The following is an 18,888-nucleotide window of genomic DNA, read 5'->3' on the forward strand; positions in this document are numbered from 1 at the left end:
GTGGGGTGGCAAAGTATAAATTAGCCGCAACACATTTCGCCCTAAACTGTTAAAAGGGCTAAACCCGGTCACAAAGCAGATGGAAGTACAGACCATGAAGATCACCAAAGTAGACTATGCCGCCACTGGCGCATTCTCCAAGACTATAACCGACTACCTTTGTTGTAGCCCACAGCTACAGCCATTTTACAACCACTTCCCAACCTTAGAGGCCTTCGGAGCCCAGCTAAAGGAGAAAAGCTTTAGCCAGGAGCAACGCCAGACGCTGCATCAGGCGCTGCAGGAGCAGTATACTTCCCTCTCCGGGATTCACCCCAACGTGCAGCAAAACATCGACCTGCTGCTCCAGCCCAACACCTACACCGTTACCACGGGCCACCAGCTCAACATCTTCACCGGTCCGTTATACTTTATCTACAAAATCATCACGGCGATAAACACCTGCCGGCAGCTGCAGCAGCAGTACCCGGAGTACAGGTTCGTGCCGGTATACTGGATGGCCACTGAAGACCACGACTTTGCCGAAATTAACTACTTCAACCTGTTTGGGAAGAAGTATACCTGGGAGAGCGACCAGACCGGGGCCGTGGGCAGGTTCTCGACCGAAAGTATGGCCCAACTGCTGGAGGAGTTGCCGGAGGCTTACCCCGTGTTTGAGGAGGCGTACCGTAACAGCAAAAACCTGGCGGATGCTACCCGCGCCATCACGCACGCACTGTTCGGGGAGTACGGCCTGGTAAGTATAGACGGCGACCACAGAGAACTCAAGAAAGCGCTGACGCCGGTGGTAAAGCAGGAGCTGACCGAGCAGCTGTCGCATCAGCTGGTGACGGAGACGAGCCAGCAACTGGAGGAGCTGGGTTACAAGCCGCAGGTATACTCCCGCGAAATCAACCTCTTTTACCTGACTGACTCGCTGCGCGAGCGGATTGTGCAGGAAGACGATAAGTATAAAGTGCTCAACACCGACCTGAGTTATACTTTAGAAGAGATACTACAGGAGGCGCAGGAACACCCGGAGCGCTTCAGTCCCAACGTTATACTTCGCCCGCTTTACGAGGAGCTTGTGCTGCCGAACCTGGCCTACATTGGCGGCGGTGCCGAGGTAGCCTACTGGTTCCAGCTCAAAAAGCTGTTTGAAACCTATAACGTAGCTTTCCCGCTGCTGATGCTGCGCAACTCAGCCTTGTACATCAGCCGCAGCAACGCCAGCCGCATGCACAAGCTGGGCCTGCAGCCGCTGGATTTGTTCCAGGACTTCCAGGAGCTGAAAAAGCAGCTCTCCAGCCAATTGCACGAGGAGGAGATGAGCCTGGAGGCGCAGCGCGAGGCGGTGGCCGCCGCCTTTGCCGAGGTGGAAAAACTGGCCGAAAGTATAGACCCTACCCTGGTGAAAGCCGTGGGAGCCGAGGCACAGAAAGCGGCCAACTCACTGCACATGCTGGAAAAGAAGCTCTCCAAAGCCCGCGACAGCAAGCACGAGCAAACCTTTAAGCAACTAGAGAACCTGAAGGAGAAGCTATTCCCGGGAGGCACGCTGCAGGAGCGCAAGGATAACCTGCTTACCTACCAGACAAACAACCCGGACTTTATCCCGGCCTTGGTAGAGGCTTTTGACCCGCTGGAGTTTAAGTTTACCATATTGGAGGAGGCATAATGCTCAAAGCCGAACTTCGTAAGCAGATGCTGCGGCAGCGGCGCGCCTTGCCCCAGGAGGAGGTGCAGCAACGCAGCATGCGCATCGCTGAGCAGTTCTTTACGCATTTCCCGCTGCAGCCTGGGCAAACGGTGCATGTGTTTCTGCCTATTATCAAGAACAATGAAGTCAATACCTGGCTGATTATTGAGCGGCTGCGGCAGGAGCACCCCGAGGTGCGCGTGGCGGTGCCGGTAACCGATGTGGAGCAGAACATCCTCACGCACCACCACCTCACCGACGAGGCCGTGCTGGTAGAAAACAACTGGGGTATCCCCGAGCCGCAGGACGCCCACATCATCCATGCCCACGAGGTGGACGTGGTGCTGGTGCCGCTGCTGGCCTTTGATAAGGCCGGCCACCGTGTAGGCTACGGCAAGGGCTTCTACGACCGCTTTCTGGACGACTGCCGCCCCGATGTACTGAAAGTAGGCCTTTCCCTGGATCCGCCCGTGGAACGCATCGCCGACCCTAACCCCTTTGATGTGCCGTTGGACGCGGTGGTGATGCCGCAGGGAGTGTGGCGAAGGGAGGAGGGTTAGTTCTGCCGCTTTGCCTCCTGGTGTTGCATGATTTTTTCCCAGGCCTTCCGGGTTAGCATCACCAGGTCCCGTTTCTCCACATCCCAAATCGAGATAAAGTCCTGCGATAAGGTATAATGCTGTTTCCACTGGCTCATCTCCCCGTACAGGAGCAGCGTGCAGATATCGGTAGGTGTCATGTAATCGCCGGTGGAAGGAAGGTGTGTGTGCATAGTGGAGGCCTCCTGCACGCTGTCTGCCTTAAAGTCGATAGGGATAATGTTCTGATGCAGCTTCTGCTTGCTCCTCACTTTGTTGTTACTATCAAAAGTAAGCAGGTAGTCGTTACCCAGTATCACCACGCCGTGCAGCTGGGGGCCGGTCAGCACATATACCTTTTTCTCTTTGCCGTTGATAAGCGGTACCAGGTTCAGGTTGGTGTTGTTGTATTGCTGAAAGAGGGTGTCGGCGTTTATCTCGGCGAGTGCGGCTCTACGCATCTGGTATAGGTCGCGCTCCAGGTTTGTGAAAGGCCGTTGCTGCCGCGCCACCTTTGCCCCGTCGGTCGAAAAGCTATTGTCGAAGGTGAAGGAGATGAGTGCCTGTGGCTGCTCGCCCTTGCTAAAGAAAATGCACCGGGTGCTGTCGTTGTGTGCGTAGGAGAAGTAGCCGCCTGCTTTCTCCCGTAGCTCGGGGTGATTTTCCAGGAACAGGTCGGTGCCACGCCAGGAGGCCATCTCGGAGCGGTATAGCCGGTACCCCTCGTCTAAAACCTGTGCCCGTATTTTCTGGTTTACCTGTTTCTGGGCTGCGGCAATAGCCGGCGTAAATAGAATGGCGAGCAGGAGGAGCAGGTGTCTCATAGTAAGTTTGTTTCAGGGGCTGCTAATGTATGAATATAGCGGAAAATAGATAAACATACCCAGAGGACAGGGGTTAAAAATATAAAGAAGCGTTGTGCGGGCGCAAGTATAACAACAGGCAGGTTTTTAACAGTATATTTGTATAGCCAAACCTATCGCGCTCAAAGGCTTAATTTTTAATTGCTATATTGTATTTTTGTAGTTAACCCTGGCAGGTCGCTTATGACGCCTGCCCACACGTTGCAGAATCTGCTATATTTACAGAGATGGCCAAGACCAAGAAAGAACTCATCTTAGACACCGCATTAACCCTTTTCGCAGAGAAGGGGTACGATGCCACTCCCACCAGCCAGATAGCGAAGGTAGCTGGCGTATCAGAGGGCCTGATTTTTAAGCACTACATCAGCAAGGAAAACCTGCTGGAGGCGGTAGTGAAGGCCGGTTACAGGCGTATTACCGAACGAAGCAAGAAATCGGTGGAGGAGAACGACCCAGCCAAGCTGATCAGCAACGTACTGGACATGCCACAGAAACTGGTGGAGGATGAGCGTGATTTTTGGCGGATGCAGTTCCGGATGGTGGACGAGGAAGTGGCGCAGCGCCACCACCAGCGCTACCTGAACTCGGTGAAGAAAAAGCTGAACGAGGCCTTCCGCAAGCTGGGCCACAAAGAGCCGGAGCTCGAGACGGAGATCCTGATGCTGCTGGTGGAGGGGCTCTGGAGGGCCTACCTGACCAACGAAGACAAGAAGCACTTCACCAAGATGCTGGACCTGATTAAGGCCAAGTTTATCAACGAATAAATTTTAAGAACCTCATATCAATACAAACAAAAAGCCTCCCGGTGCACCGGGAGGCTTTTTGTTTCATGGCGATAGTGTAGTCTTGTTAGCCCTTGTAAACCACGTTAAACTTCTTCAACTCGTCTACCGGGCCAAAGTGCTTCTTCTCGATGGTCTTGCCGCGGCGCTTCAGGTGCACCTCTACCGGGGCCATGGTTTTGGTCATGTCGGAGTTTACCACCTTCACATAAAACTTTCTGGCTTCGTCAGAGGCACCCTTCTCAAAAGTATGGCGCTGCTGGTTGCCGTTTACCGGAAGCCCCGGAATTACCTGATACGTCGTGCAAACCACCTCATACTTAGGAAGAAACGGTTTGATGATGCTAAAAGAAACTTTTCTAAGTAAGCTTTTCATATAAGTGAACGATTAGGGGGATACGTTTCTATATCGCAATGTAGCGCTTTATTTGATATTTCAAAGTATGGCGGCTGCAAAAAAGTGCAATTTAGCTCCTAACCATTTCGTTCTGGATTAGGTTCATCTTCGAAGCAGACAATCCTGATTAATTTTCGTGCAGCGGCAGGAAGGCGCAAAAAGAACTACTTTTCCTAGGAAGAGAACCAGAAGTATAAAGTATAACTATTTGAATATCAGCTACAGAAGATGCTGCTGGTTAGCGAGGCAGCAGTGGTTTTACGCCTCGTGTCATCTCGCGTTTGCCGGGAGGGCCGGGCAGCGCCTCCACTACGTAGCCAGCGGCTTTCAGGCTGCGCTTAAACGAGCCCTTGGCACAGTACGTAACCAGAATGCCACCCGGGCGGGTAGCCTTATACAGTTTTTCGAACATGGCGTCGGACCACAGCTCCGGCTGCTTTTCGGGGGCAAAGGCATCGAAGTATACTACATCATAATAAGAGTTCGGCGCCACAAACTCCTCCAGCGACTCGTGCATTTTCTGCAGCGTGAAGTAGGGGATTACCTCTGCCGGCTCATTCCAGGGGGCTTTGTGCAGCTTCAGGAAATAGTCGTACAACTCCGGGTTCAGGATGATGTTCTCGTAGTGCAGCTGCTGCACCACCTCCTCTGCCAGCGGGTGCTTCTCCAGCGTATCGTACTGGATAAAGGCCTTCTTGGCCAGCGCGTACGGAAAGGTCAGGATAGCATTCAGGCCGGTGCCGAAACCAACCTCAAGCACCTTGAGGTCTTTCTTCTGCTCCAGCGCGTGCTCCAGCCCATACTTCACAAACACATGCTGCGATTCCTGCAGAGCGCCATGCACCGAGTGGTAATGCTCGTTCAGTTCGGGCACGTAAAGGGTGTTGGAGCCGTCTTTTGTCTGTCGGATTTCGAGGTGCATGGTTTTTGTGTTACTTTGCAAAGGTACGCATTACAGCAGAGAGCTCGCAATATATTATAATCAGAATTCACCAAATTTATATACGCAGGCTCAAAACAAAGAACATCTTCTCCCCATGGCAAGAGTAAAAGTAAGCATTCCTCCGCATACCCATTTCACGGCGAGCATCCCCGTGCGCGTCACCGACCTCAACTACGGCAACCACCTGGGCAACGATGCGCTGCTTTCCATACTGCACGAGGCACGCATGCAGCTGTTAGGCCATTTCGGCTGGAGCGAGCTAAGTATAGGCGGCGCCAGCCTGATCATGGCCGATGTGGTGATAGAGTACAAGGGCGAGGGCTTCTACGGCGACGTGCTAAGTATAAGTATGGCTTTTGATGATATCAGCAAGTATGGCTTCGATATCACCTACCACGTGCGTAACCAGAGTGGCAAGGAAGTGGCCCGCGCCAAAACCGGCATGCTTTGCTTTAATTACCAGGAGCGTAAGCTGATGGCCCTGCCCGACGAAGTAAAGGCAAAGATTGAAACTAAAGCCGGATGATTTTTGTAATTTTGTGGTATGAATTTGATTGCAGACATTCCGGTTTTAACCAAGAAAGATATTCGTAAGCTGTCGCTCGACGACCTGAAGGCCTGGCTCGTGGAGAACGGCGAAAAGGCTTTCCGGGCCAAGCAGGTATACGAATGGCTCTGGAAGCACGCGGCCCAGTCGTTTGCGGAGATGAACAACGTGAGCCTGGCCCTGCGCGAGAAGCTGGACCAGCACTTTGCCATTAACGCCGTGCAGGTGGCCACCGAGCAGCTGAGCAACGACGGCACGATCAAATCTGCCTTCAAACTCTACGACAGCAACATTGTGGAGGGCGTGCTCATTCCGCACGAGGAGCGCAAGACGGCTTGCGTCAGCAGCCAGGTAGGTTGCTCGCTTACCTGTAAGTTCTGCGCCACCGGCTACATGGACCGCGTCCGCAACCTCGATGCCGCCGAGATCTACGATCAGGTGGTACGCATCAACGAGCAAAGTATGCGGCAGTACGGCCAGCCGCTCTCCAACATCGTGTACATGGGCATGGGCGAGCCGATGCTCAATTATGCCAACGTAATGAAGAGCATCGAGCGCATCACCGCCCACGATGGTTTGGGGATGGCGGCACGTCGCATCACGGTAAGCACGGCCGGTATTGCCAAGATGATCAAGAAAATGGCTGATGATGGTGTGAAGGCAAACTTGGCCCTGTCGCTGCACGCAGCCAACGACGAGAAGCGCAACCAGATCATGCCCATCAACGAGACCAACTCGCTGGAGGCGCTGAAGGATGCTCTGAAGCACTACCACCAGGTAACGGGTCGCAAGGTAACGTACGAGTACATCGTGTTCGATAACTTCAACGACACCCTGCAGGATGCTGAGGAGTTGCTGCGTTTCTCCAAGATCATCCCGTGCAAAATCAACCTGATAGAGTATAACCCAATCGAGAACGCTGATTTCGTGAACACCGACGACGACCGTCTGCAGGCGTTTATCTACTACCTGGCCGACCGTGGCCTGCAGGTAAACGTGCGCCGCAGCCGTGGCAAAGACATTGATGCAGCCTGCGGTCAGCTGGCTGTGAAGGAAAAGCAACCGGCGTAAAGTTTAAAATCAGTCAAAGTATAAACCCGGCTTCTGCTCATACTTGCAGAAGCCGGGTTTATATTTTAGAGCTGTACTTGGGCACTGTAAGGCAGCCGATTCGGACATCCCTGTCCGAAACCAATGCTGCTTCGGATTTCCAAATCCGCGTAAGCCCTACTTTTATACTTTCCAGTTTATACTTCTCTGAGCCACCGCTTCCCACAACTGGAACCAAGCTATCCTTACTAGCTTCTGTTCATCCTCCAGCCCCACAAACCTACCGTTGCATTTATACTTTCTGCCCTCCTAGGCCGGGAGGCCTCGCCTTGGGGGTAGGGGCCCTCGATAAGGGCATCGCGCTGCTTTCGCTTCCTTTGCTCCTACGTCGCAATGCCCTCCGGGCACCGGAACCTCTCGAGGCGCTCAACCCAAAGGCTGGGAATCATTCGATAGCCTCCTAGTCTTTGCCACGTAACAAGTATAAACTGTCCCCTTGAGGGGACTACAGGGGTGTTATAAACAGCAACAATGAAACTTATACTTCATCACCAGTAATCACAAGCTCCCCTCCTTGGATAAGGAGGGGCCAGGGGTGGTTGGACCCGGTACTGTAAAAATTCGGACAAGGATGTCCGCAGCAGAAGAAGTTCCGGACAAAGAAGTCCGGAACAGCAGAATAACTCCCTCTCCTGTTTTTAGGGGAGAGCCGGGGAGGGGTAATCCTGTTCATCCGCAAATCCTGATGCAGACAAAGTATAAAGTATAAACAACGCCAGACACTCGCGGGACCCTGGAAACTGCGAGGTCATCAGGTTAAAGAACGCTAGTTTCGTTCTGAGGGCCAGTGCAGTTAGATCTGTCAAAGCAGCATCTATCAACGAATAACGATCAACGAATAACGATTAACTAACAGCTACCCCTCAAACCTGCCCTCTGCCCGTGGGCGGCCGGTGCCTTCACGGTCCTGTGGCCTGTCGGCTAGCTCACGCTCTTCCACAAACACGGCATGCGACTTAGGGGTGATGTGCTGCCCATACTTGTGGGCGTACTGCTGTGTGAACTCTGCCCCGAAAAACACAATCATAGAGGAGTAGTAGATCCAGACAAGGATGAGGATGATGGAGCCCGCCGCCCCGTAAGCCGAGCCAGGGTCGGAGGTGCCCAGGTACCAGCTGATGAGGAGCTTGCCGATCGTGAAAAGCAGCGCCGTGATCAGGGCACCAATCAGCGTGTCTTTCCAGCGGATGTGGGCGTCGGGCAAATACTTCATGATCAGGGCAAAGAGCAAGGTAATCAGGCCAAGGGACAGGGAAAAGTCCAGCAGCTTGATGAGCCACACGCCGATGCTCGGCAATAACTGCCCGAGGTAATCGCTCAGCACCGAGATGGCCGCACTGATGACGAAGGAAATAAGCATCAGGAACGAGATGCTCAGGATAAGCCCGAAGGAGAACATGCGCTCCTTGGCCATCCGCAGGATGCTGCTGGTGGGCTTTATCTTCAGGTTCCAGACGCTGTTGAGCGACTGCTGCAGGGTAACAAAGAAGGTGGTGGCGGCAAAGATGAGCGTACCGATGCCCACCCACATGGCCCAACCCGTCGACTCGGTCGTACTGGCATTCTGCACCATGGTCTGGATAGAGGAGGCAGCCTCCGGACTGATAGCCGCGGACGCCTGCTTCTCCAACTCTCCCGACACGGCCTTCTCGCCAAAGAAAAAGCCAGCCGCCTTAATGATGATGAGCAGCAGCGGAGGGATGGAGAAGATGGCGTTAAAGGCAAGTGCCGCCGCCAGCCGCAGTGCGTTCGCTTCCAGAAAACCGTCCACAGAGGTTTTAAGCAGCTGGAAAATTCCCTTAAGTGTATATTTGGCCATAGGGCGTGTTTTGTCTTCTGATGTGAATTTTAAACTACGCAGCGGCTTCTACTCAGGTTAAAACAGGGGCAACTGTAGCAGCGATGCAGCATCCTGAGCAAGTATAAATCCGTACACGGGAGCGCTACCAAAGTATAAACCGATGGCCCTCCGACACCTGCTCAAGCCGATGTTTTTGTGCCTGCTGCTCCTGCCGCTGGCCTGCACCCATTCCCCCGAAGAGAAAGCCCAACGCATCGCCCGCGAGGTCATCGACAACATGGGCGGAGAGAAGGGCTGGAACGACACCCGCTACCTCGCCTGGACTTTCAGGGACCAGTACCAGGTGTGGGACAAGCAGCAGCACCGCTTCCGCTGGGAGATGGATAGCCTGGTAGCCGTTATCAGCACCGACACCAAGGACGGCAACGTATACGTGGCCGGAAAGGAGCTGCAGGAGGGAGAGGAAAAGCAGAAGCTGCTGGAGCGCGCCTATGCCCTTTGGATAAACAATTCGTACTGGCTCGTGATGCCCTTTAAACTGCTGGACCCCGGCGTGAACCTAACCTACCTGGGCGAAGGCAAAACCATGGATGGCGCTCCGGCGGATGTGCTGGAGATGACCTTTAACGAAGTGGGCCTGACGCCGCAGAACAAGTACCACGTTTGGGTAGACAAGGAGCAGGGGCTGGTGACGCAGTGGGCCTTTTTCCGGAACTACGACGATGCCGAGCCCTCCTTTACCCGCCGCTGGAGCGACTACCGCGACTACGGAAGTATAAAACTGGCCAACGACCGCAGCAACCCCGAAAGCGACTTCAAGCTGCCGCACATTGCTGCCCCCGCCCAGGTACCGGACGAGGTGTTCAACAGCCCCACGCCGATTGAGAAATTTTAGTTTATTAGACAAAGGACAAGGGGCGTATCTCGTAGCACGTATCACGATCAAGAACAAGTGAATATCCTTAAAAGGTAGAGAGTTTTCCACGTTAAGTAGCATTACATCTAGCTCACATTTTCTGTAGAGCCATACTTCTAACAAGTTGTCGTGCTACTTGATACGTGCTACGAGATACGCCAGAAAACTACAGCTTATCCACTGTTGCCGTTAGCGTGCCTTTGGCGTTTATCACGGCTTTTATGCCGTCCTGTGTCAGGTAAATGTTGTCGGGAGTAATCTCTTTTATACTTCCGCGCAGCAGCACCGACTCATGGATGCGGCCCTGGCTGTCGAGGGCGGACTGCAGCATCTTTCGGGCGTTGTTCACCTCGTGCTGCACCGGAATGCTCACCTGCTGCTGAATCATCGCTTCAAACTTGTTTTGCGCCAACCAACTGGCCGCACTCAGTATCTTGTCTTTCGTGTCGAGGTCGTAGGCTACATCGCGCACCCGTATCGAGGCGGTGGCCGCATCGTAATAGGGCGTGCCGCGCAGGTATACTTTTCCTTGTATCTTCTTGGTGAACAGCCCGGCCTTGGTCTTGCCGTTCACGTCCAGCATCAGCACCAGTTGCTCCCCTCCGGGGCTGATGGCCGCCTCGTTCACCGTGATCTCGCTCTTGCCGCCATCAAAAGTATAAGTTTGCTTGGCCACCTGTTCCTGCAGCAGTTTGCTGGCATGGGCGTAAGGGACACTGGCTGTCAAGCCGATCTGTATATCATCGCTCATGCGGTTGTCTACAATCAGGCGTGGCAGGTTCTTGTTTACCTGTACCTGCGGCTTGCCATCGGTAGTAACGGAGATGTAGGAGGTAACCCCGAGGCGGGTGTTCAGGTTGCCGTTCTGTGCCAGCAGCGGCGCCATGCGTACTTCCTGTGGCATCACCGTCAGCCAGGCGTTCAGGTTATCGTCGAGCTTTACGGGCTGCTGCAGCTGCTGCCAGGCGTCGGCCACATACTTTTTCACATCCAGCCGGTTTTGCAGCTCCTTATCCAGTTGCTGGGAGAGGGTGGCCATCTGCTGCCGCAGCGCCGGCTCCACAAAGCGGGCCAGGCCAATCCGGAGCGGGCCCAGTTCCAGCACAGGCTTGGTATTGCCCCACTCAAAGTCTCCGCTGGTGATGGTCTTGACCTTGTAATCCTCTGTTAAACCGATTTTGCTTTCGGTTTTGATGATCATGTCGAAGGTGGTGTCCTCGGTTTTATCGATGGAGGGGCAGAACTTGCACGGGTCCCACTTCCAGCGGCCCTTGGCGTAGATGCGCAGCGGCACCGAGAAGTATATTTTGTCCCGGTCGGCGCGCATGCTCAGGCTGCCGTTGCGTGTTACCGTCACAGCCAGGTTGTCGTCGTTCAGGTTGGTGTCTTTGTACAGCGTGTTGGCGATCTCCTGGTTCAGCCTGCCCTCGATGGCGGCCACAGGTATAGAAATCGGGATGCTGATCGAGGAGAGTTGCGGCTTGTACGCAGGCATTGCCGAGGCGACTGTCTCCGGCGCGGCGGTGTTTAACTTATCGGTGCTGGAGCAACCGGGCAGGGCAAGGCCTGAGGTTACGAGCAGGAGCAGCACGGGCAGTTTACGGAAAGTTTTTAGGGTCACGTTTTCAGCTGTTTAAAAAAGCGGCGCAAGGTAGCACAGGATTTTGATAACAGCTATAGGGCAAAGGTCGTTCCGAAAAAAAGGCGGGCTCAGGAAAGGTTCAGCAGCTTTTGCAGCATCTCGCGCACTTCCCCCTCGGTGGATAAGATGCCGCAGTCGATAAGCATGCCCTTGTGGTAGATGGCAAAGAACGGCGTGCCTGTCAGTTTTACCTCCTGGCTGGAAACAGGGTTCTCGTGGGCGCTCATGCGCATGAAGTATACATCCTTGAAAGCCGGCTCATCGGACATCATGTTATACTTCGGCCTCATGACCTTGCACACCGGACACTCTACATCCGTAAACTTCACAATTACCTTCTCCCGCTCAAATATTACCCGCCTTAGCTCTTCGTCGTTTGATTCTTTTACCATCACTTTTATATCATCATAGCACTGCTGCCAGCTATAGGAGTATAGACGTTTGGGTGAGAATATGGGTTAAGGTAGATATTTATACTTTCTGCCGGGGCATGTGAGAGTCGCTTTGGGGATAAAAAGCAAGCTGCGGCTTGATTTTCAGGGAGGTACTGCTAAAAAGAAAAAAGCGATGCCACCGCACCGCCTTCCCTATACTTTATACTTGCAAGAGCTGCAGTTATACGGCCTGCTCCTGTTTCATCTTCTTCAGGTTCACCAGCATGTCCTCGGTCATGGCGTCCAGGTCGAAGGCCGGCTTCCAGCCCCAGTCCTGCTGGGCGGCGCTGTCGTCTATACTCTGCGGCCACGAGTCGGCAATCTTCTGGCGGGAGTCCGGCTTGTAGGTTATCTCAAACTCCGGGATGTGCTTTTTGATGGAGGCGGCAATCTCTTTCGGCGAGAAGCTCATGGCGCTCAGGTTATAAGAGTCGCGCACTTTTATACTTGCTGCCGGGGCGTGCATCAGGTCCAGCGTGGCCTTCAGGGCATCCGGCATGTACATCATCGGCAGATAGGTGTTCTCGCTCAGGAAGCACTCAAAGGTCTCACCCTCCAGGGCCTTGTGGTAGATGTCCACGGCGTAGTCGGTGGTGCCGCCGCCGGGCAGGGCCTTGTAGCCAATCAGGCCGGGGTAGCGGAGGCTGCGCACGTCCAGGCCATACTTCTGAAAGTAGTACTCGCACCAGCGCTCACCAGCCTGCTTGCTGATGCCGTACACGGTGTTGGGGTCCATAACAGTTTGCTGCGGCGTGTTTTGGCGCGGTGTGCTCGGTCCAAAAACAGCGATAGAGCTCGGCCAGTACACGCGCTCCACCTTCTGCTCCAGGGCCAGGTCCAGCACGTTAAACAGGCCGTCCATGTTCAGCTTCCAGGCAAACTTGGGGTTCTTCTCGCCGGTTGCCGACAACACGGCCGCCAGGTGGTAAATCTGCTTGAATTTATACTTGGAAGCGAGCCCGGCCAACACGTTTGTGTCCAGCACATCCACTTTCTCAAAGGGTCCTGAGTCGCGCAGGTCGGCTTGCTTGGGCGCTGTAACGTCTGCCGCCACCACGTTCGCATCCCCGTACATCTTGCGCAGCTCCATTGTCAGTTCGGAGCCCAGCTGTCCGCAGGCGCCTATCACCAATACCGTGTCACTTGTGTTTGCCATAGCGAATAAAAAATCTTTGCACAAAGTAACCGAATTCGGTGCAATCCTGAAAGCATACTTGCCAAGAAAGCTGGGGCAGGAGGGGTAAAATGGGAGAAGCCGCACACTCTGGGTCTGCGGCCTCTCAACAACCTAATCAAAACTAACCTTTTATTTTCACCTTGGTAACAAAGGTAGGCCTGCCGGAGGGGGCAAAAAAGCGCCTCAGGCAGATTTAACGATAAGGTAACCGCCCGTAAAGTAGGGGTAACCTGTCCGGCGCGGCATCCGGATTTTCTTATCTTTGTAGGGATGCGGCGGCAAAATGGCATGCGAATAGCCAAATTGAGCCCTAAACCGTAACTTGCGGCACTAACGGCCTGTAGCCTATGACATTTGAGGAGTTTCTGGTAAAAAAGCGGATAAACAAAACGGCTTTTGAAGCGGCTGACCCTGCGCGCTTTGCGGCGTGGCGGGAGATGTACGCCCAGATGCACCCCAACAGTTTTCTGGTGCAGGTAAAGATGGTGCTAAACGATGTGCGCCTGCGCTACCACCTGGCCGAGCAAGATCTGCCCAAGGCTGAACCAGCCGCCGCACGCCCGGCTGCTGTGCGCAGGGCCGTGGCACCCAAACCGGCTGCTGAAGAAGCCGTAGCTTCCGAAGAAAGTATAGCCAAACCAAGGCCGGTGGTGCGCCGCCCTGCAGCCATGCAAAAGCCTGCCGCTGAAGCTACAGAAAAGCCAGCAACAGCCGAGACGGGAGCCGAAGAAGTAAAACCCGCCGCGAGACCAAGGCCAGTGGTTAAACGGCCGGTTATACCTACACCTGCGGATGCTAAAAGTATAGAAAAGACGCAAGCTACGGAAGAGGCAGCAAAGCCGGCGGCCCGTCCGCGCCCGGTTATCAAGCGACCTGCGGCCTTGCAGCAACCTGAAGCGGAAGGTACTCCTGCCACATCTTCAGCGGAAAGTATAAATCCGGCTGCAGCGGAAACCCCGGAGGCCAAACCAGCCCGCCCGAGGCCGGTTATCAAACGCCCGGCTGCCTTGCAGCCGCCTCAGACGGAAGAACAGGCACAGGAACCAGCTTCGGCAGAAGTTTTGGCAGACACACCAAAGCCGCCAAGGCCACGCCCGGTGATGAAAAGGCCAACAGCTTTGCAACCGCCACAGGAGGAGCAGCCAGCGCCGGCACCACCGGCTGAAGAGGCAGCTCCAAAACCACCTCGGCCAAGACCGGTTATCAAACGGCCGGTGGCGCTGCAAAAGCCGGAAGCGGAGCCGAAGGAGGAGCAAGGTATAGCGGAGGAATCTGCAGACGCACCCGCACCTGCAGCAGCGGAGAAACCAACGCCTCCGCGCCCAAGGCCGGTTATCAAGCGGCCGGTAGCCTTGCAGAAACCAGCTGCCGAAGCATCGGAAGCGGAGAACGCAAGTATAAATCCGCCTGAAAAGGAGGCAGAGCAACCACCGCAGGCAGAGGAGCAGCCGAAGCCAAAGCCGCCAAGGCCCAGGCCCATCATGCGCCGCCCGCCGCCCACGCCTGACGAGACGGGCGATGCGACCGGCCTGTAAGTATACTTAAAAGCGAACAACGAACAACGATATAACGATAAACGAAACTATGTACGAAACCTTAAAACCAGACTTAGAAAAGCAGCTTGCCGAGATTAAAGAGGCGGGCTTGTATAAGCAGGAGCGTATCATCACCACCCCGCAGGGCGCTGACATCGATACCACGCAGATGGCCCATGTGCTGAATTTCTGCGCCAACAACTACCTGGGCCTGTCGGCGCACCCCAAGGTGATAAACGCTGCCAAGGAGGCCATCGACACGCACGGCTACGGCATGAGCTCGGTGCGCTTTATCTGCGGCACGCAGGATATCCACAAGGAGCTGGAGCGCAAGATCTCCGAGTTCCTGGGCACGGAAGATACGATCCTGTACGCCGCTGCCTTCGACGCCAACGGGGGCGTGTTCGAACCACTGTTCGATGCCGAGTCGGCTATTATTTCCGATGCCCTGAACCATGCCTCTATTATTGACGGTGTGCGTCTGTGCAAGGCGCAGCGTTTCCGCTACGAGCACAACAACATGGAGGACCTGGAGGCAAAGCTGCAGGAGGCCGTAAACGCCAACACCAAGCACCGCATCATCGTAACCGACGGTTCTTTCTCGATGGACGGCACGGTGGCTCAGCTGGATAAGATCGTCGCACTGGCCGATAAGTATAAAGCCCTGGTCATGGTGGACGACTCCCACTCGACTGGTTTTATGGGCAAAACAGGCCGCGGCGTGCACGAGTACCACAACGTGATGGGCAAGATCGATATCATCACAGGCACGCTGGGCAAAGCCCTGGGCGGTGCGATGGGTGGCTTCACGTCAGGCCACAAGGAGATTATCGATATGCTGCGCCAGCGCTCGCGCCCATACCTGTTCTCTAACTCCCTGGCCCCGTCTATTGTGGGTGCTTCCATCGCCGTGCTGGACATGCTAAGCTCTACTACCGAGCTGCGCGACAAGCTGGAGTGGAACACCAGGTACTTCCGCGAGCAGATCACGCTGGCCGGTTTCGACATCAAGCCAGGCGACCACCCGATTGTGCCGGTAATGCTCTACGACGCCCCGCTGGCGCAGGAGTTTGCCGCCCGCATGCTCGACAGAGGCATCTACGTAATCGGTTTCTACTATCCGGTGGTACCGAAAGGCCAGGCCCGTATCCGGGTGCAGCTCTCCGCCGTGCACGACAAAGAGCACATCGATAAGTGTATCGACGCCTTCGTGACGGTCGGCAAAGAGCTGGGTGTAATCAAGTAAGTATAAACCCAGGCTAAGGTATAGAAAAGCCACTCCTGCTATGGGGGTGGCTTTATTTTTTGTACCTTGTATCAAACTCAAGGTAAATCAGAAGTATGAACAACATAAAGATAAAGCCGGGGCAGGTGTTGCTGGGTACCGTGATGTCGTGGATGGTGATCTCGTTTCTGGCTTATACTACCGCTGATATGCGCGGGGAGGCTAACATTGTGTATACCCTGTTGCAGATAACGTTCTACTTCTCGCTGCTGCTGTCGGTGGAGGCGTACCTGAGCATGCTGCTCAACCCGCAGTGGACGCGCGTAAACCTGGGTACCATCCTGCTGCTCATCGCGCCGGCACTGCTGTACCTGATGTGGTTCGTGAGCGAAAAGCTGTTTTAGCCCATGGAGTTGTTCGAACGCAACCCGGCCATCTTTCTGCTGGTATCGCTCAACTACCTGCTGGTGGCTGCGGCCCTTTACCACCTGGTTTTCCGGTCGGATTATACTCTGACGCAGCGCCTGCTCTGGATGGCGGCACTGTGGCTGCTGCCCGGTCTGGGCATTCTCTCCTATTGGCTGGTATGGTACCGCCGGGCAGGAAGGCTGTGAGGTATGAGTTGCGGAGTTTGAGAGTTGTAGAGGCGCAATACTTGCGCCTTTTTAGTTAGAAAGTTAAAAAGTTAGAAGGTTAGAAAGTATAAACGCCTGGCGGCCGGTATCCAACCGGTGACGCACCGTGGGTGGCGAGCCTCCAGACTCGCTTGTGTTTTTTCCTAATAATCTCCTATTCCTCAGGAGCGCTCTCACAGGCTCCAAACGCCCGTCCTACAGGAAGGTTTTGGCGATTCCCCAAGTATAGATTCTGCAAAGTATAAAGCCTACGCCGCGCTGACGGATTTCTCGGAGGCTGGGGCGGTGGCCGGTTTCTGATCAGTATCGAAGAGGAACTGGTTGAGCTTCAGGCGCAGGTCGGCGGACGTGAGGTTACGGTAGGCTTCCCCGTTGCGTACCAGGGCAATCTGCCCCGTCTCTTCCGACACCACCAGTACCACGCTGTCAGTGATCTCGGTCAGGCCGATGGCGGCGCGGTGGCGCAGGCCCATAGAGGCCGGAATCTCCTGGTTTTCCGACACGGGAAGTATGCAGCGGGCCGCCTTGATACGGTTGCCCGAGATGATCACAGCGCCGTCGTGCAGCGGGCTGTTTTTGTTGAAGATGGACATCAGCAAGCGCTTCGAAATCACGGCATCAATCAGGTCACCGGACTCTGCGTAGTACTTCAGTTCCGAGCTCTTGGCAAACACAATCAGGGCACCGGTGTTTTTGGCCGCCAACGACTTGGCCGCTTCGATAAAGGGCGTGAGGCTTAGTTTCTCGCTCTGCTCGCGGCGCCACGGAAAGCCACCCCAGAATCGCTCGTGGTTCAAGGAGGTGGTTTTGCCTATCAGCAGCAGGAAGCGCCGGATCTCGGGCTGAAAAAGGATAATGGCTGCCAGCACACCCACGCCCATGAATTGCCCCAGTATAATACTGAGCAGCTCCATGCCGGCAGCGCGCACTACCAGGTAGAGCAGGTAGATGGAAAGCAGGCCCAGGAAGATCTTCAGAGCCACACTGCCCGACAGCAGCTTGTATAGCTGGTAAAGCAGTGCTGTAACAAGCAGGATGTCAATGATATCCTGCAGCCCAATCTCTAAGAACCCTATGGTGAATAAAAAAATCAAAGTTTGGTTTTCTCTAGTAGTACGATGGTTTGCTTAGCTTCTTTTACGTCGTGCACCCGCAAAATGTCGGCTCCCTTCATCAACGCCACACAGTTCACGGCTATTGTGCCCGTCAGCGCATCGGCCTGGTTAATGCCTAGCGATTTGTAGACCATGGATTTGCGCGACATGCCCGCCAGCACCGGCAGCCCAAAGATGCGGAGCTCCTCCATATGGCGCAGCAGCTCATAGTTCTGATCCACCGTTTTGGCAAAACCGAAGCCGGGGTCCAGGATCACATCCTTCACGCCGAGTTGCTGTAGCTTGGCCAGTTGGGCACGCATCTCGTCCAGCACGTCTATCACTAAATTGTTATACTCCGTCAGGCTGGCCATTGTCTGTGGGGTGCCGCGCATGTGCATCAGGATGTAGGGCACCTGCAGCCGGGCAATGGTCTCGAACATGGCCTCGTCCAGCAGCCCGCCTCCCACATCGTTGATGATGTGCGCGCCGGCGGCTATACTTGCCTCGGCCACATCGGCCCGAAAAGTATCGACGGAGATAATGGCTTCTGGGAAGTTCTGAAGGATGGCCTCGATGGCGGGCAGAATGCGGTCCTGCTCCTCCTGTGAGGTAACCTCCGCAGCGCCGGGGCGGGTGCTATAACCGCCAATGTCCAGTATGTCGGCGCCGTCGGCCAGCATTTGCGCTGCCTTACGCACGGCCTCCTCGGCGGAGCTCAGGCGGCTACCCGGGAAAAAGGAATCCGGGGTCAGGTTCAGGATACCCATCACGAGCGGCACCTCCAGCGAGAGGAGCTTTCCGCGGCAGTTTAGTGTGGATTTTTTCTTAAAAAGCGTATCTTTCGCTTCCAATGTTGGCATGTGCGTCAATTATTTTTAAAATTAAAGCTAAAAAGTTGATTAGTCAAACACTGCAGGAATATAATCAGGTAGTACAGCGCTGCAAGGACACCTTTGTGAAGAAAACCAAGGACTATGGCACTGCCTGGCGCGTGCTGCGGCTTCCGTCTATCACAGATCAGATCTTCATCAAGGCCCAGCGCATCCGCTCTATCCAGGAAAAAGGCAAACAGCTGGTGGCTGACGACATCAACAGCGAGTTTGTGGGCATCATCAACTACTGCGTGATTGCGCTGATGCAGCTCAACCTGCCCGCCGATGCTCCGCTGAGCCTTTCGGCCGAGGAGGTGGAGCGGGAGTACACCCGCCACATCGAGGAGAACATCCAGCTGCTGAACGCCAAGAACCACGACTACGGCGAGGCCTGGCGCGACATGCGCGTGAGCTCCATCACCGACATCATCCTGATGAAACTTTACCGCACCAAGCAGATAGAGGACAACGAGGGGCAGACGCTGATCTCGGAGGGCGTGGAGGCCAACTACCGCGACATGATAAACTACGCCGTGTTTGCGCTTATCAAGTCCGGCTATACGGAGAAGGTGGGTTAAAAAGGTAAAAGCCTCAAGTATAACCTTCTAACTTTCTAACTGTTAAGACGCAGGAATTGCGACTCTTTAACTCCCAAA

At 54.7% G+C, this 18,888-nt stretch carries 21 protein-coding genes; 11 read left to right on the forward strand and 10 right to left on the reverse strand.

The features are described 5' to 3' along the window. Nucleotides 1–79: 79 nt before the first annotated feature. Together bshC and C8N40_RS02325 are read left to right on the forward strand one after the other, a co-directional pair. The gene (gene bshC, locus C8N40_RS02320) at nucleotides 80–1,657 is read left to right on the forward strand and encodes a bacillithiol biosynthesis cysteine-adding enzyme BshC (RefSeq protein ID WP_108210166.1); all 1,578 of its coding nucleotides are present in this window, start codon (nucleotides 80–82) and stop codon (nucleotides 1,655–1,657) included. Further along, nucleotides 1,657–2,238 (forward strand): 5-formyltetrahydrofolate cyclo-ligase, encoded by a 582-nt coding sequence (locus tag C8N40_RS02325; RefSeq protein ID WP_108210167.1) that lies wholly within the window; start codon nucleotides 1,657–1,659, stop codon nucleotides 2,236–2,238. Before bshC ends, C8N40_RS02325 begins: the two co-directional genes overlap by 1 nt. Here C8N40_RS02325 and C8N40_RS02330 read toward each other — a convergent pair. Further along, on the reverse strand, nucleotides 2,235–3,080 hold the full coding sequence (locus C8N40_RS02330; protein ID WP_108210168.1) for a hypothetical protein: 846 nt from the start codon (nucleotides 3,078–3,080) through the stop codon (nucleotides 2,235–2,237). The genes C8N40_RS02325 and C8N40_RS02330 overlap by 4 nt on opposite strands. Nucleotides 3,081–3,346: 266 nt before the next feature. Between C8N40_RS02330 and C8N40_RS02335 the strand changes: the two genes are divergently transcribed. After that, complete coding sequence (locus C8N40_RS02335) at nucleotides 3,347–3,883, forward strand: TetR/AcrR family transcriptional regulator (RefSeq protein WP_092101239.1); 537 nt, start codon at nucleotides 3,347–3,349, stop codon at nucleotides 3,881–3,883. A gap of 85 nt (nucleotides 3,884–3,968) precedes the next feature. Here the strand turns inward: C8N40_RS02335 and C8N40_RS02340 are convergent, their stop codons facing one another. Further along, nucleotides 3,969–4,277, reverse strand: a complete 309-nt coding sequence (locus C8N40_RS02340; RefSeq protein ID WP_108210169.1) for a hypothetical protein — start codon at nucleotides 4,275–4,277, stop codon at nucleotides 3,969–3,971. Nucleotides 4,278–4,536: 259 nt separating this feature from the next. Next, a complete protein-coding gene (gene mnmC2, locus C8N40_RS02345; RefSeq protein ID WP_108210429.1) occupies nucleotides 4,537–5,220 on the reverse strand; it encodes a tRNA (5-methylaminomethyl-2-thiouridine)(34)-methyltransferase MnmC2 in 684 nt (227 codons plus the stop codon). A gap of 115 nt (nucleotides 5,221–5,335) precedes the next feature. On the opposite strand from mnmC2, the gene C8N40_RS02350 reads away from it, so the two are divergent. Together C8N40_RS02350 and rlmN are read left to right on the forward strand one after the other, a co-directional pair. Further along, entirely contained in the window at nucleotides 5,336–5,767 is a 432-nt protein-coding gene (locus C8N40_RS02350) for an acyl-CoA thioesterase (protein WP_108210170.1), read from the forward strand. An 18-nt stretch (nucleotides 5,768–5,785) separates the two neighbouring features. Continuing rightward, nucleotides 5,786–6,859 carry a dual-specificity RNA methyltransferase RlmN gene (rlmN, locus tag C8N40_RS02355; RefSeq protein ID WP_108210171.1) on the forward strand — a complete coding sequence of 358 codons (1,074 nt, stop codon included), beginning with the start codon at nucleotides 5,786–5,788 and terminating at the stop codon, nucleotides 6,857–6,859. Nucleotides 6,860–7,536: 677 nt separating this feature from the next. On the opposite strand, the gene C8N40_RS22560 is transcribed toward rlmN, so the two are convergent. Then, the gene (locus C8N40_RS22560) at nucleotides 7,537–7,704 is read right to left on the reverse strand and encodes a hypothetical protein (protein ID WP_170114002.1); all 168 of its coding nucleotides are present in this window, start codon (nucleotides 7,702–7,704) and stop codon (nucleotides 7,537–7,539) included. A 50-nt stretch (nucleotides 7,705–7,754) separates the two neighbouring features. Continuing rightward, complete coding sequence (locus tag C8N40_RS02360; protein ID WP_108210172.1) at nucleotides 7,755–8,717, reverse strand: YihY/virulence factor BrkB family protein; 963 nt, start codon at nucleotides 8,715–8,717, stop codon at nucleotides 7,755–7,757. Nucleotides 8,718–8,859: 142 nt separating this feature from the next. Between C8N40_RS02360 and C8N40_RS02365 the strand changes: the two genes are divergently transcribed. Beyond that, nucleotides 8,860–9,594, forward strand: coding sequence for a DUF6503 family protein (locus C8N40_RS02365; protein ID WP_146173496.1), 735 nt, complete (start codon nucleotides 8,860–8,862; stop codon nucleotides 9,592–9,594). A 187-nt stretch (nucleotides 9,595–9,781) separates the two neighbouring features. On the opposite strand, the gene C8N40_RS02370 is transcribed toward C8N40_RS02365, so the two are convergent. The 3 genes from C8N40_RS02370 to C8N40_RS02380 form a co-directional block, all read right to left on the reverse strand. Next, complete coding sequence (locus tag C8N40_RS02370; RefSeq protein ID WP_245904962.1) at nucleotides 9,782–11,236, reverse strand: DUF4403 family protein; 1,455 nt, start codon at nucleotides 11,234–11,236, stop codon at nucleotides 9,782–9,784. Between the two features lie 89 nt (nucleotides 11,237–11,325). Next, the gene (locus C8N40_RS02375; protein WP_108210174.1) at nucleotides 11,326–11,649 is read right to left on the reverse strand and encodes a thioredoxin family protein; all 324 of its coding nucleotides are present in this window, start codon (nucleotides 11,647–11,649) and stop codon (nucleotides 11,326–11,328) included. Nucleotides 11,650–11,872: 223 nt separating this feature from the next. Then, nucleotides 11,873–12,847 carry an NAD-dependent epimerase/dehydratase family protein gene (locus C8N40_RS02380; RefSeq protein ID WP_108210175.1) on the reverse strand — a complete coding sequence of 325 codons (975 nt, stop codon included), beginning with the start codon at nucleotides 12,845–12,847 and terminating at the stop codon, nucleotides 11,873–11,875. Between the two features lie 368 nt (nucleotides 12,848–13,215). On the opposite strand from C8N40_RS02380, the gene C8N40_RS02385 reads away from it, so the two are divergent. The 4 genes from C8N40_RS02385 (at nucleotide 13,216) to C8N40_RS02400 (ending at nucleotide 16,242) form a co-directional block, all read left to right on the forward strand. Further along, nucleotides 13,216–14,403, forward strand: coding sequence for a hypothetical protein (locus tag C8N40_RS02385; protein WP_108210176.1), 1,188 nt, complete (start codon nucleotides 13,216–13,218; stop codon nucleotides 14,401–14,403). Nucleotides 14,404–14,452: 49 nt separating this feature from the next. Then, a complete protein-coding gene (gene kbl / locus C8N40_RS02390; protein WP_108210177.1) occupies nucleotides 14,453–15,649 on the forward strand; it encodes a glycine C-acetyltransferase in 1,197 nt (398 codons plus the stop codon). Between the two features lie 95 nt (nucleotides 15,650–15,744). After that, nucleotides 15,745–16,032, forward strand: coding sequence for a hypothetical protein (locus tag C8N40_RS02395; RefSeq protein WP_108210178.1), 288 nt, complete (start codon nucleotides 15,745–15,747; stop codon nucleotides 16,030–16,032). 3 nt (nucleotides 16,033–16,035) lie between these two features. Continuing rightward, on the forward strand, nucleotides 16,036–16,242 hold the full coding sequence (locus C8N40_RS02400) for a PLDc N-terminal domain-containing protein (protein ID WP_092101263.1): 207 nt from the start codon (nucleotides 16,036–16,038) through the stop codon (nucleotides 16,240–16,242). A gap of 269 nt (nucleotides 16,243–16,511) precedes the next feature. On the opposite strand, the gene cdaA is transcribed toward C8N40_RS02400, so the two are convergent. Together cdaA and folP are read right to left on the reverse strand one after the other, a co-directional pair. Continuing rightward, nucleotides 16,512–17,357, reverse strand: a complete 846-nt coding sequence (gene cdaA, locus C8N40_RS02405) for a diadenylate cyclase CdaA (RefSeq protein ID WP_108210179.1) — start codon at nucleotides 17,355–17,357, stop codon at nucleotides 16,512–16,514. After that, on the reverse strand, nucleotides 17,354–18,220 hold the full coding sequence (folP, locus tag C8N40_RS02410; protein WP_211318026.1) for a dihydropteroate synthase: 867 nt from the start codon (nucleotides 18,218–18,220) through the stop codon (nucleotides 17,354–17,356). Before folP ends, cdaA begins: the two co-directional genes overlap by 4 nt. A gap of 35 nt (nucleotides 18,221–18,255) precedes the next feature. Between folP and C8N40_RS02415 the strand changes: the two genes are divergently transcribed. After that, nucleotides 18,256–18,810, forward strand: coding sequence for a DUF1599 domain-containing protein (locus C8N40_RS02415; RefSeq protein ID WP_108210431.1), 555 nt, complete (start codon nucleotides 18,256–18,258; stop codon nucleotides 18,808–18,810). The last annotated feature ends 78 nt before the right edge of the window (nucleotides 18,811–18,888 follow it).

Origin of the sequence: Pontibacter mucosus, from assembly GCF_003054055.1 — a bacterium.
Taxonomy (GTDB): Bacteria; Bacteroidota; Bacteroidia; order Cytophagales; family Hymenobacteraceae; genus Pontibacter; species Pontibacter mucosus.